The sequence below is a fragment of the Oxalicibacterium faecigallinarum genome (assembly GCF_014635705.1).
GTDB classification, from domain to species: domain Bacteria; phylum Pseudomonadota; class Gammaproteobacteria; order Burkholderiales; family Burkholderiaceae_D; genus Oxalicibacterium; species Oxalicibacterium faecigallinarum.
On the sequence record NZ_BMDI01000001.1, the window covers coordinates 111,371 to 123,716 of the forward strand.

General features: G+C 56.1%; 10 protein-coding genes. 7 read left to right on the forward strand and 3 right to left on the reverse strand.

All coding sequences use genetic code 11. The annotated features are described in order from the left end of the window. Positions 1–69 precede the first annotated feature (69 nt). Entirely contained in the window at positions 70–2,931 is a 2,862-nt protein-coding gene (ppc, locus tag IEV29_RS00590; protein ID WP_188379337.1) for a phosphoenolpyruvate carboxylase, read from the reverse strand. 214 nt (positions 2,932–3,145) lie between these two features. Here ppc and hemC point away from each other — a divergent pair, with 214 nt between their 5' ends. From hemC to ppa, 5 genes are all read left to right on the forward strand, one after another. Next, the gene (gene hemC / locus IEV29_RS00595; protein ID WP_188379338.1) at positions 3,146–4,099 is read left to right on the forward strand and encodes a hydroxymethylbilane synthase; all 954 of its coding nucleotides are present in this window, start codon (positions 3,146–3,148) and stop codon (positions 4,097–4,099) included. Continuing rightward, positions 4,092–4,865 (forward strand): uroporphyrinogen-III synthase, encoded by a 774-nt coding sequence (locus IEV29_RS00600; RefSeq protein ID WP_188379339.1) that lies wholly within the window; start codon positions 4,092–4,094, stop codon positions 4,863–4,865. Before hemC ends, IEV29_RS00600 begins: the two co-directional genes overlap by 8 nt. Further along, positions 4,862–6,007: a uroporphyrinogen-III C-methyltransferase gene (locus IEV29_RS00605; RefSeq protein WP_188379340.1), complete on the forward strand. Its 1,146-nt coding sequence runs from the start codon at positions 4,862–4,864 to the stop codon at positions 6,005–6,007. Before IEV29_RS00600 ends, IEV29_RS00605 begins: the two co-directional genes overlap by 4 nt. A 36-nt stretch (positions 6,008–6,043) precedes the next feature. After that, positions 6,044–7,240 carry a heme biosynthesis protein HemY gene (locus IEV29_RS00610; RefSeq protein ID WP_188379341.1) on the forward strand — a complete coding sequence of 399 codons (1,197 nt, stop codon included), beginning with the start codon at positions 6,044–6,046 and terminating at the stop codon, positions 7,238–7,240. Between the two features lie 94 nt (positions 7,241–7,334). Next, on the forward strand, positions 7,335–7,871 hold the full coding sequence (ppa, locus tag IEV29_RS00615) for an inorganic diphosphatase (RefSeq protein ID WP_188379342.1): 537 nt from the start codon (positions 7,335–7,337) through the stop codon (positions 7,869–7,871). A gap of 60 nt (positions 7,872–7,931) precedes the next feature. Here ppa and IEV29_RS00620 read toward each other — a convergent pair whose 3' ends face one another. Together IEV29_RS00620 and IEV29_RS00625 are read right to left on the reverse strand one after the other, a co-directional pair. Then, positions 7,932–8,972 carry a serine/threonine protein kinase gene (locus tag IEV29_RS00620; RefSeq protein ID WP_188379343.1) on the reverse strand — a complete coding sequence of 347 codons (1,041 nt, stop codon included), beginning with the start codon at positions 8,970–8,972 and terminating at the stop codon, positions 7,932–7,934. A 64-nt stretch (positions 8,973–9,036) separates the two neighbouring features. Next, entirely contained in the window at positions 9,037–10,218 is a 1,182-nt protein-coding gene (locus IEV29_RS00625) for a GNAT family N-acetyltransferase (RefSeq protein WP_229726118.1), read from the reverse strand. A 68-nt stretch (positions 10,219–10,286) separates the two neighbouring features. Between IEV29_RS00625 and IEV29_RS00630 the strand changes: the two genes are divergently transcribed. Next, a complete protein-coding gene (locus IEV29_RS00630) occupies positions 10,287–11,900 on the forward strand; it encodes an NAD+ synthase (protein ID WP_188379344.1) in 1,614 nt (537 codons plus the stop codon). A gap of 77 nt (positions 11,901–11,977) precedes the next feature. Further along, entirely contained in the window at positions 11,978–12,316 is a 339-nt protein-coding gene (locus IEV29_RS00635; protein WP_188379345.1) for a P-II family nitrogen regulator, read from the forward strand. Positions 12,317–12,346 lie beyond the last annotated feature (30 nt).

A 12,346-nucleotide genomic window follows, 5' to 3' on the forward strand; every position in this document is an offset into this window, starting at 1 on the left:
TATGCGTAAAGATTTGAGCTAACAATATTAAAAAGGGAGCTTTAAGCTCCCTTTTGTGTATTGCTAAACTTAGCCAGTATTTCTTAATCCTGCCGCCAATCCATTAATCGACAACTGGATACCACGACGCACACGGTCATCGATCTTGCCGTCTTTCATCAGCGCACGGTGACGCTTGATCAGCTCAACCTGCAGGTGATTGAGCGGGTCCAGATAGGCGAAGCGGTTCTTGATCGAGCGCGCCAGCAGCGGATTGTTGGCCAGACGTTCCTTGTGACCGGTGATCAGTGTCAGGCTGGTGGTCACGCGTTCATGTTCGGCAACAATGCGCTTGAAGATGCTGTTGCGCAGTTTGCGATCAGCCACCATTTCCGAGTAGCGCGATGCCACGGCCAGATCGGTTTTGGACATGACCATGTCCATGTTCGACAGTAGCGTGGCGAACAGCGGCATTTCCTTGAACATGGCACGCAACGTGGTGACGCGTTTGTTGCGATCGCCATTGCCTGCGGTCAGCCATTGTTCGATTGCGGTACCGAAGCCGTACCAGCCCGGCAGCAGCAGACGGCACTGACCCCACGAGAAGCCCCAAGGAATGGCACGCAGATCTTCGATGCGTTGCGACGCTTTGCGCGAGGCTGGGCGCGAACCGATGTTGAGTTCGGCGATTTCCTTGATTGGTGTCGACGAGAAGAAGTAGTCTGTGAAGCCCGGGGTTTCATAGACCAGATTGCGGTAGGCTTTGTACGCGAGCTCGGACAGTTCGCCCATGACCTGTTCAAACTCGGCCAGTTTTTTGGCGTGACGATTGTCGCCTGGCTGCGGGCGCAGGCTGGCTTCCAGTGTGGCGGCGACCAGCAGTTCCAGATTGCGGCGACCGATCTCGGGATTGGAGAATTTGGACGCAATGATTTCGCCTTGTTCGGTCAAGCGGATCTGGCCGTTCACGGTGCCGGCTGGTTGCGCCAGAATCGCGTCGTAGCTTGGGCCGCCGCCGCGACCGACCGTGCCGCCACGACCATGGAACAGGCGTAGCTTGACCCCTGCTTTGTTGAAGACTTGTACCAGACTGGTTTCGGCCTTGTAGAGCTCCCAGTTGGAGGTGAGAAAACCACCATCCTTGTTGGAATCCGAATAGCCGAGCATGACTTCCTGCAGATCGCCTTGCTTGGCGATCAGTTTGCGTACCTGCGGAATCGCCATCAACTGTTCCATGATGGTCGGCGCCAGACGCAGATCGGGAATGGTCTCGAACAATGGAATGACCATCAGTTCGACATCGCCAACCGAGGCTTTCTTGTCGTCGCCGCGCAGCAGACCGGTTTCGCGTTGCAGCAGCAACACTTCCAGCAGATCGGATACGGTTTCGGTATGCGAGATGATGTAGTTGCGGATCGCGCGCGAGCCGAAGCGTTGGCGGATTTCGCCTGCGGCACGCAGGATCGACAGTTCGGAAACGGTTTCATCCGTGTATTCGATATAAGGCGAATAGAGCAGACGTGGTTTGTCCAGTTCCGCCAGCAGCAGCGCGATCTTTTCTTCTTCCGACAGCTTGCTGTAGTCGGCTTCAACCTGGGCGCGGGCAAACAGTTCGGTCAGCGTGCGTTCATGCACATCCGAGCTTTGACGCATATCGAGTGTAGCCAGATGGAATCCGAAGATTTCACCTGCACGACGCAGTTTGGCCAATCGTGGCTTGACCAGCGAGATACCGTGGTGCCCCTTGAGCGACTCAACCAGCACATCCAGATCAGCGACGAACTCGTTGGCGGAGGCGTAGGCCGGTGCCGGGCCGACTTCCGGGCGCATCAGGTGCGTCGCACCGAGCGCACGTGCGGTTGCTGCCAGACGCGCATAAATGTAGATCAGGGCGCGGCGATACTGTTCGTCGGCGCGATGATCCGACGTGTCTGGCGAAGCATTCGCCAGTTGATCGAGTTCAGGGCTGACACCGGCAAGGAAGGTCGAGATCGCTAGTTCGGCACCCAGCGTATGCACTTGTTCCAGATAGAAACCGAGAATGGTGGTTGACTGACGCGTCAGTGCGTAACGCATGGTGTCGGCATTGACGTTGGGATTGCCGTCACGATCGCCACCGATCCAGCTACCCATCTGCACGTAATTCGGCAGATCGCGGCCGGCAGCAGCGGCTGCACCGCGTTGTGGGAATTGTTCTGCAATATCGGTATCGATATCTTCGTACAGTGCCGGCAGTTCGCTCAGGAAGGTCAGGCGATAGTAGGACAGCGCGTTGTTGATTTCGTCGGCAACCGACAGCTTGGTGTAGCGCAGCAAACGGGTTTGCCACAGCATGGTGATGCGCGAGTGCAGCAGTTCCGAATTGCGGGTGCGTTCGCGATTGGTCATCGGGCCGTCACGTTCTGCCAGCAGGCGGGCGATCTCGTTTTCCGCATCGAGAATGCTCTTGCGCTGCACTTCGGTCGGGTGGGCCGTTAGCACAGGCGAGATCAGCGCTTCACGGAAGAACTTGCGAACGGCTGCGCCGGTAACCCCCGCTTCTGCCAGTTTATCGAGCGTGAGGGCAACGCTGCCTTCTTCGGGTTTGTCATCGGCCAGTTGTGCGGCACGGCGTGTACGGTGCTGGTGCTGATCTTCCGCGATATTGGCCAGATGGGAAAAGTAGGAGAACGCACGGACGACGGTCACGGTTTCTTCGCGGCCCAGTTTCTTGAGCAGTTTGTTCAGATCGGCACCGGCCTGTACGTCGGCCTCACGGCGGAAACGAACGGCGGTCTGGCGGATGGTTTCAACGACTTCGAAGACGGCATCGCCTTCCTGATCGCGCACGACATCGCCTAGCAGGCGGCCGAGCAGGCGAATATCTTCCTTCAGTTGAGCATCCTTTTTCGGGATCGGCGGGATCGCTCGGGAGGAGGCGCGTGCAGGTGTTTTGGAAGATTGTTTTGCCATAGAGAGATGTGCTGTCAGCTTGTTGATGGTGAATCAGAGAGTAGTCGGCGTTTTTCGCTACAGGTGCGTGATAAGATTTTAGCGTCGGATTTCAACTTGTTTGATCCTGCGCAAGCAGGAAATCGCCCAGGCGCTTATCCTTGCGGCAGACGGCGGAAGCCTCTTGCTCCGACAATCTTCCGAAAACACAACGACAAAAACGAAAGCAATCGCGTTGAAATTTCCTGCACCAAAAAAATTGATCATCGCCTCGCGTGAAAGCCGGCTTGCCATGTGGCAGGCCGAGCATGTACGCGAAAAATTGTCCTTATTATATCCGCAGTGCACGATTGAAATCCTCGGCATGACAACGCGTGGCGATCGTATTCTGGATCGTGCACTGTCTAAAGTCGGTGGCAAAGGGCTGTTCGTCAAGGAGCTGGAAGTTGCCATTGCCGAGCAGCGTGCCGATCTGGCCGTGCACTCGCTCAAGGATGTGCCGATGTATTTGCCGGACGGTTTTGTCCTGTCGGGCGTGCTGGAACGTGAAGATCCGCGCGATGCATTTGTCTCCAATGCCTATGCTTCGCTCGAGGCGTTGCCGGAAGGTGCAATCGTTGGTACCAGCAGCCTGCGGCGTCAGGCGCTGATCGCCGCGCGGTTTCCGCATCTTGAGATCCGTCCCTTGCGCGGCAATCTGGATACGCGGCTTGGAAGACTCGATAAGGGCGAGTACGCCGCCATCATTCTGGCGGCGGCAGGACTCAAGCGTTTGAAACTGACCGAGCGGATTCGGATGTATCTGCCGCCAGAACAAAGTTTGCCTGCGCCAGGACAAGGCGCGATGGCGATTGAAATAGCCAGCGGTCGCGAGGATTTGCTGGAGTGGCTGGCACCACTGGATCACGGCCTTAGCGCCCTGGCAGCACGTGCCGAGCGTACCGTATCGCGTAATTTTGGCGGTAGCTGCCAGATACCACTGGCGGCTTATGCCACTCTCGACGATGAGGTCATGCGCTTGCGTGCCATGATCGCGACCCCAGACGGCAAGCAGATCGCCAGCGCAGATCTGAGCGGACCTGCCCATGCGCCTGAAGCCTTGGGTGATCAAGTGGCGCAGGCGTTGCGAGCACAAGGCGCGGATGCGATTCTGGATATGTGCAAGACGGAAACCGATGGGGATGACTAGGCCACTGGTGGTCATCACACGTCCGCTGGCGCAAGCGCAAGAGCTGGCGCAGCGCACCCAACTTTTGGGGCGATCTGTTGCCTTGTTTCCGTTGCTGGATATCCTGCCATTGCCTGATCCGGCACCGTTACGGGCCGCATTGCGTGAACTGGAGCGCTACGCCTTGCTCGCATTCGTCAGTCCCAATGCGATTGATGCGGCGCTGTCGGTGCAGCCAGACTGGCCGGTATCGGTACCGCTTGCTGTGGTGGGTGAGGGCAGTCGTGCGGCGCTTGCGCGTCATGGGCTGACCGCAGACCGTTACACCATTCACAGTCCACGCAATCGCGATCGCACGGATTCCGAAACCTTGCTTGAAGAACTCGATCTGCCAGCGCTGGCTGGCAAGGACGTTTTGATCATCCGCGGCGAGACTGGTCGTGAGTTGCTGGGTGATGCCTTGCGTAATGCGGGCGTGAGAGTGACTACCGTTGCCGCTTATCGACGCCAGGCGCCTGCGTTGACACCAGCGAAGCGAGCAGAACTTCAACACCTGCTGCATGGTCAGAACGACTGGGTCGTGACCAGTTCGGAAGCATTGCGTTTCTGGATGCAGATGGTTGAGCAACTCGACGATGCAGAGGGAGTGGCAAAAATGCAACAACAACGATTGATCGTTCCGCATGTACGCATCGCAGAAATCGCCCATTCCTTTGGCTTTTCCAAGATCATACAAAGCAGATCAGGCGACGATGGACTGCTGGCCGCGTTACAATCTCTTTCATGAACGACATGCAGAATTCACAAGAAAATAAGGCACAAGCCACCACGGAGACAGTGCCATCGAGCCAGCAGGATAGCGGGCAGCCTCCCATCGATAAAAAAGCAAAATCAGGTAATGGCACGCAGCGACTTTTGTCGGTGGCGGTCATTGTGCTGGCCGGTTTGCTGGGAGCGCAGTGGTGGATGTCGCATCAGCAACTCAACGCCTTGCGTGCGGAAGTCGCCAAACGCATGCAGAGCGGCGATGAAGTCAGTAACGAAACCAAGATCATCGCCAAGTCCGTGCAGGAGACAGTTACCGAGGTGCAGGCCAAGGTCAGTGTGCTGGAAGGCAAGCAGCTCGAGGCACAAAGCCAGCAGCTGGCGCTGGAACAGTTGTATCAGGACTTGTTCAAGCGTCGCGATGACTGGGCACTGGCTGAGATTGAGCAGGTCCTGTCTACTGCCAGCCAACAGTTGCAACTGGCGGGTAATGTACCTGGTGCCTTGATCGCCTTGCAAAACGCCGATGCACGTCTGGCGCGCGCCGACACGCCCCAATTTGTCAAAATCCGTCGTGCCATCGCCAATGATATCGAGCGCCTGAAAGCGTTGCCGGCACTGGATCTGACAGGCATCGCATTGCGAATCGACAGCGTCATCGGTCAGATTGATCGCATGCCTCTGCTGGCCGATGAGCAGCCAGCGCAGCAAGCCAATGAACCGAAGAATCGCCAGCCCGTCCTCAAGAAAGGCGCTGTGGCAGCGGAACAGCCCGTCAAGGACGACTGGACCATCGCCTGGAAAGCACGCTGGGATAGCTGGTCGAGCGAAATGTGGAGCGATGTCCGCCAGTTGGTCCGCATCCGCACCGTGGACAGTGACGATGCCTTGCTTCTCTCGCCAAGTCAGGCCTACTACGCGCGAGAAAATCTGAAGCTGCGTCTGCTCAACGCGCGTCTGGCTTTGCTGTCGCGTAACGAAAGTGCGTTCCGCAGCGACATGATTGCGGCGCAGGATGCGATTGCCCGTTATTTCGATACCCGTGCCAAACAGACACAGACTGCACAGGCATTGCTCAAGCAAGTGCAGTCCAGCAACCTGGCGATCGAAATGCCAACGCTGGCAGAAAGCCTCAATGCCGTGCGCAACTTCAAGGCACCTTGATGACTTGCGGTCTCAACCTGATTTTTTGCCACTGATATGCGTTTCTTCCTCTGGATTCTTGCCCTGTTCGCTTCTGCCATCGGCATCGCCGTGGCAGCGCATTACAACGTGGGCAACGTGGTGTTTTTCTATCCGCCATACCGGATCGATCTGTCGCTGAATTTTTTCATCCTGCTGGCGATCCTGTTGTTCGCCATGATTTATGCAGTGCTGAAAACCATCCGTGTCACCAAAGCCATGCCGGGCCGGGTCGCCGCCTATCGCCGTGACAAGCTGGAAAAAAAAGGCAATCAGGCATTGCGCGAGGCGTTGAAATATTACTTCGAAGGCCGTTTCGGTCATGCCGAAAAGGCGGCCATGCGTGCCAGTGAGTCGCCCGAGAACGCCGGGCTGGCTGCCCTGATCGCGGCACGAGCAGCGCATCGCATGCAGCAGACCGATCGTCGCGACACCTGGCTGGCAACGCTGGAAGAAGATGCGTCGCTTAAAAGCGCACGCCTGATGACGGCGATCGAATTGCTGGTCGATGAACGTCAGCCGGAACTGGCGCTCAAGGTTGTCGATGAACTGAATGCCAACGGCACACGCCATATCCATGCTTTGCGCATGGCACTGAAAGCGAATCAGCGTGCCCACAACTGGCCGGAAGTGCTGCGGCTGGTACGCACGCTGGACAAGAACAACGCATTGCATCCGGCCTTGTCGCTGCGTTTACGCGAACTGGCTTACGACGATCTGCTACGCAATCCGGCCAACGATGCGGAATCGATCCGCAATGTCTGGTTTGCGATTCCTGCCGAAGATCGTATCAAGCCGTATGTCGCTTTGCGTGCTGCCCATGCTTTCAATCAACGCGGTTTGCATGACGGCGCGCGCACCATCGTCGAGAAAGCCATGGCGGAAGAATGGGACGATCGCCTGTTACGTCCATACCGCGACGCGGTGGCGGAGCAGGGTACGCCGGCGCTGGTTGCCCAGATCGAGCGCTGCGAAGAATGGCATCGCAAGCATCCGGCCGATCCGGAACTGGAACTGACATTGGCAACGCTGTGTCTGCGCCAGCAATTGTGGGGCAAGGCACAACGTCATCTGGAGCAGGCCCTGTCCGATGCGGTCACGCCACGTCAGCAGCAGGAAAGCCACCGCAAGCTGGCGCAAATGTATGAATCCCTGAATCAACCGGAAAAGGCCGCCGCGCATTATCGTCAGTGTGCACTGCTGGTTGCTGCCTGATTGGCGATGCGGCCGTCAGCCCCGATTCAGGTTGGACGTCGTCATAGCCGCTATAATCACGCGTTGCATCATCCACTACTTTTGAGAAATCACCATGAGTTTGAATAACGTACCAGCCGGCAAAGACCTGCCAAACGACTTCAACGTCATCATCGAAATCCCGATGAACGGCGAACCTGTCAAATACGAAGTGGACAAGGAATCTGGCGCGATCTTCGTTGATCGCTTCATGAGCACCGCCATGCACTATCCGTGCAACTACGGTTATATCCCGAGCACGCTGTCGGACGACGGTGATCCGGTTGACGTCTTGGTCGTCACGCCTTTCCCGTTGCAGCCTGGTGTCGTCGTGCGTTGCCGTACCATCGGCGTGCTGAAAATGACGGACGAAGCAGGTACCGACGCCAAACTGCTGGCCGTGCCTGTCGATAAACTGATCCCCATCTACAAGGAATGGCAGAAGCCTGAAGATGCAGGTACTTTCCTGCTGAATCAAATCCAGCATTTCTTTGAACACTACAAGGATCTGGAAAAAGGCAAATGGGTCAAGGTGGATGGCTGGGGTTCGGCCGACGATGCCAAGGCAGAAATTCTGGCGGGCGCAGCAGCGTATGCAAAGACGCAGGCCTGATCATTCTGGCTGCCAAGAAACGCACCTTCGGGTGCGTTTTTTTATGGCTGATCCGTTTCTTCAGTTCTTGCCGAGATACATGTAGAGCACGATCATGATCGCGGCAATGACCCCGACCAGCGGCCAGAATACGCGTGGTGTGGAGACTTCTTCATTACTGGCCGGCATCGTGGTGCCAGCCGCCGGCGTGCGTCGCTGTAGGCGGCGCGTACGTGTCAAATGGCGCTTGATGTCGAGCGCCATGGCAGCGGCTGAAGGGTAGCGTTTTTCCGGATTCTTGTGCATCGCCTTGATGACGATCTTGGAGAGCGCCAGCGGAATATCCGACGACAGCTTGTGCGGTGCCAGAACGGAAGAGCGACTGGTGATTTGCTGCAGCAGCTTTTCGGTATCCGATGCATGAAAAGGCTTCTGTCCCGTCAGCATTTCATACATGACGGCACCGAGCGAATAAATGTCCGTGCGCGGATCGACAGCCTGTCCACTGGCTTGCTCCGGTGACATGTAGTTGGGCGTGCCCAGCAGATTGTCATGGAACAAGGTAGCGGGCATGTCGCCATGACGGGTCCGTTCCAGCAGACGGTTGGGAATCCGTGCGATGCCGAAATCCATGATCTTGGGCTGATGATCCTCTGTCAGGAAGATGTTGGAGGGTTTGATATCGCGATGGATGACGCCGCGACGATGAGCATGATCAAGTGCATCCGCCAGCTTCCAGGCGATTGAGGCCACGTCTTCGGTCGAAAAACGGTAACCGTCTTCCAGCATCTTGCTGACCTCGCTGCCATTCAGGTATTCCATCGCGATGAAAGCATGGTTGCTTTCGGTCGAGACTTCGTAAATCACTACGATATGGGCGTGTGCCAGTTGTCCGGCGGCGCGCGCTTCGTTGATGAACTGCTGCTCGTGCTGCATGCGTTCGGCATGCGTCAGGCGACTGCGAAGCGTTTTGACCGCGACCTGACGATCAATGACAGGATCGTGGGCAAGATAGACAACGCCACTGGAGCCTTGCCCGATTTCTTCCTGAATGACAAAGCGGCCCAGCCGGGATGGCATCTCATTGTTGGCGAGGCTGGAACGTGCGGAAGGCGAGGTCATTGTGCCGTTAGCATGCCTTGACTGGGATTTTGTTGCAATAAGGCAAATGTCAAATCTTGTGCTTTCAGGATTTAAACGGATTACGCTCGTTCAGTTCGTCGATGTAATTGGCGATGCCACTACTTTCCCGCTTGAGAAAATCGTCGATGGCATCGGCAAAGCCGGGGTGTGCGAGCCAGTGGGCAGACCAGGTTTTCTGTGGCAAAAAGCCACGCGCCATTTTGTGCTCCCCTTGTGCGCCCCCTTCAAAACAGGCGATTTTTTGAGCGATGCAGAATTCCAGTGGCTGATAGTAAGCTGTCTCGAAATGCAGACAGTCAACATGCACCAGCGCCCCCCAATAGCGACCATACAAGGTCTGCTGATCATGTACCAGCAACGAAGAAGCAATTGGCTCCCCATCCTGCTCGGCAACGATCAGTAACAGGTTATCTGGCATATCGCGACCGATACGCAGAAAGAAATCCAGATTCAGGTAGGGGGTTGAGCGATGTGCGGCATAGGTGTGATCGTAGCAGCGCTTGAAAAATTGCCAGTCCGCTTCACTTGTATCTCGCCCCGCGATGTGGCGAAACCGGACGCCGGCTTCCTGCACCTTGCGTCGCTCTGCGCGGATGTTTTTGCGCTTCTTGCGTTCCAGTGTCTCGAGAAACGCCTCGAAGTCGGTATAGTCGGCGTTAATCCAGTGAAACTGCACGCCACTGCGCAGCATGAATCCAGCGCGCTGCAACTGGTCGGCTTCGTCCTGCGGTGGATAAAGAATGTGGGTCGAGGAAAGTCGGTTGCTCCGCTGAACGGTGTCCAGTGTGGTGATCAGTGCAGAACGCGCTTGCGCATCACGCGCCAGCAAACGGCTGCCAGTGACGGGTGTAAATGGGATGGCCGACAACAATTTGGGGTAGTAATCGAGTCCATTGCGTTGATAGGCATCGGCCCATGCCCAGTCGAATACATATTCGCCATATGAATGTCCCTTGACATAGAGCGGTAATGCAGCGGCGAGTCCGGCATCGTCCCATAACGTGATGAATTGGGGCTGCCAGCCGCTATGGACGGACGCGCTGCCGCTTTCGTGCAAGGCATCCAGAAAGGCAAAGGAGAGAAAGGGGTTGGCATTGGCTTGCAGTGCGATCAATTGATCCCAAGCGGATTGTCCGATTTCCGATAGAGAAGACACGATGCGCGTGCGATAATCGGAAGCCAATGTGTCTGTGGTTGCGCCTGTCGTCGATGTTTCAGCGTTCAATTCAGCCACTCTTTGTGATCACGACATGAAGTATTTTCAATCATTCGTTTCAGATTCGTTTTCAAGCCATGACCGTTAAAGTTGCCATTGCCCAAATCAATAGCACTGTCGGCGACCTCGCCGCTAACAGTGCAAAAATTGCCGACTTCGCGCGACGCGCGGCAGCGCAGGGTGCCGATATTGTCCTCACGCCTGAAATGTCGCTGGTTGGGTATCCACCGGAAGATCTTTTGCTGCGTGAGTCATTCTACGCAAAAACGGCAGAGACGTTGGCGGCGCTGGCGGTTGAACTTGCCGACCTGAAGGAAGTGCATGTGGTGGTCGGTCATCCGCTGCAGGATGGCACCTTGTATTTCAATGCCGCGTCGGTTTTGTTGAATGGCGTGATCGCTGGCACGTACTGCAAGCGCGAATTGCCGAACACGACGGTGTTCGATGAAAAGCGTTACTTCGATGCGGCTGATCAGCCGCTGTTCTTTGACATCAAAGGCGTGCGTTTCGGTATCAATATCTGCGAAGACACCTGGTTCAAGGCAGCACCCGCCGCTGCGGCTGATGCCGGTGTGCAGGTGCTGCTGGTGCCGAATGGTTCGCCCTATCATTTGAAAAAGCAGCATCTGCGTGTCAACACCATGCGTGAAAACGTATGCAGCCAGGGCATGAGCGTGGTCTATGCCAATCTGGTTGGCGGACAGGATGAACTGATTTTTGATGGCAATTCCTTTGTTCTGGATCGTGATGGTGCCGTGCGGGCGCATTTGCAGCACTGCGTAGAGGATTTGCAGATAGTCGAATTCCAGGGCGCAGAGCCGGTGGATGCGACCATCGTGGAAGAGTTGCCGATGGAAGCGCAGGTCTACAAGGCGCTGGTCCTGGGCGTGCGCGATTACATCGGAAAGAACGGTTTCCCGGGGGCCTTGCTGGGGTTGTCGGGGGGTGTTGATTCCGCGCTGGTGCTGGCAATTGCTGTCGATGCGCTGGGTGCCGACAAGGTGAGGGCGATCATGATGCCGTCGCCGTACACGGCAGATATCTCGATGATTGATTCGCGCGACATGGTCAAGCGCGTGGGTGTCCGTTATGACGAAATCTCGATCGGCGACTGTTTTGATGCCTTCAACCGCACTTTGGCTGAAGAGTTTAAAGGCTTGTCGCTGGATACCACGGAAGAAAACATCCAGGCGCGTATTCGCGGCACCATCATGATGGCGCTGTCGAACAAGTATGGTTCGATCGTGCTGACGACCGGTAACAAGAGCGAGATGGCCGTTGGATATTGCACCTTGTACGGCGATATGGCGGGCGGTTTTGCCGTGATCAAGGATATCGCCAAGACTTTGGTGTATCGCTTGTGTGCATATCGTAACTCCGTGTCGGACATCATTCCGGATCGTATTCTGACGCGCGCCCCTTCCGCCGAGTTACGCCCGGATCAGACCGATCAGGATTCGTTGCCGGAATATGACGTGCTGGATGGCATCATGCAGCGTTACATGGAGGAAAATCAGAGTCGTGCCGAGATCATCGCCAGTGGTTATCGCGAGGAGGATGTGAATCGGGTGACGCATCTGATCAAGATCAATGAATACAAGCGCCGCCAGTCGCCGGTCGGTATTCGCATTACGCATCGTGCGTTTGGACGCGATTGGCGTTATCCAATTACTTCCAAATTCCGTGATTGATGGCACAATGGAGTGGATTGCTGCATATGGCGCTCAAGATTTAAGACAAGACGACGCATTTAATCGAAGGAGTATTGATGAAACAAATTACTGCCGTAATCAAACCGTTCAAACTGGATGAAGTGCGTGAAGCGTTGGCCGAAGTGGGTATTACCGGCCTGACCGTGACGGAAGTCAAAGGCTTTGGTCGTCAAAAAGGTCACACCGAGTTGTATCGTGGCGCGGAATACGTGGTCGATTTTCTGCCGAAGATCAAGGTTGAAGCCGTGGTTGACGACAGTGTGCTGGAACAAGCTGTGGATGCCATCATCAAGGCAGCACGCACTGGCAAGATCGGCGACGGCAAGATTTTCGTGCGTGAAGTCGAGCAGGTCATCCGTATTCGTACCGGCGAAACCGGCTCCGACGCCGTCTGATTTGCCACCCGAAATAAAAAAGAGCGTTGG

What these genes read in the sequence shown, in the direction of transcription:
- ppc (WP_188379337.1), bottom strand. Translation starts at nt 2,931, where the DNA reads ATGGCAAAACAATCTTCCAAAACACCTGCACGCGCCTCCTCCCGAGCG.
- IEV29_RS00600 (WP_188379339.1), top strand. Translation starts at nt 4,092, where the DNA reads ATGACTAGGCCACTGGTGGTCATCACACGTCCGCTGGCGCAAGCGCAA.
- IEV29_RS00605 (WP_188379340.1), top strand. Translation starts at nt 4,862, where the DNA reads ATGAACGACATGCAGAATTCACAAGAAAATAAGGCACAAGCCACCACG.
- IEV29_RS00610 (WP_188379341.1), top strand. Translation starts at nt 6,044, where the DNA reads ATGCGTTTCTTCCTCTGGATTCTTGCCCTGTTCGCTTCTGCCATCGGC.
- ppa (WP_188379342.1), top strand. Translation starts at nt 7,335, where the DNA reads ATGAGTTTGAATAACGTACCAGCCGGCAAAGACCTGCCAAACGACTTC.
- IEV29_RS00620 (WP_188379343.1), bottom strand. Translation starts at nt 8,972, where the DNA reads ATGACCTCGCCTTCCGCACGTTCCAGCCTCGCCAACAATGAGATGCCA.
- IEV29_RS00630 (WP_188379344.1), top strand. Translation starts at nt 10,287, where the DNA reads ATGACCGTTAAAGTTGCCATTGCCCAAATCAATAGCACTGTCGGCGAC.
- IEV29_RS00635 (WP_188379345.1), top strand. Translation starts at nt 11,978, where the DNA reads ATGAAACAAATTACTGCCGTAATCAAACCGTTCAAACTGGATGAAGTG.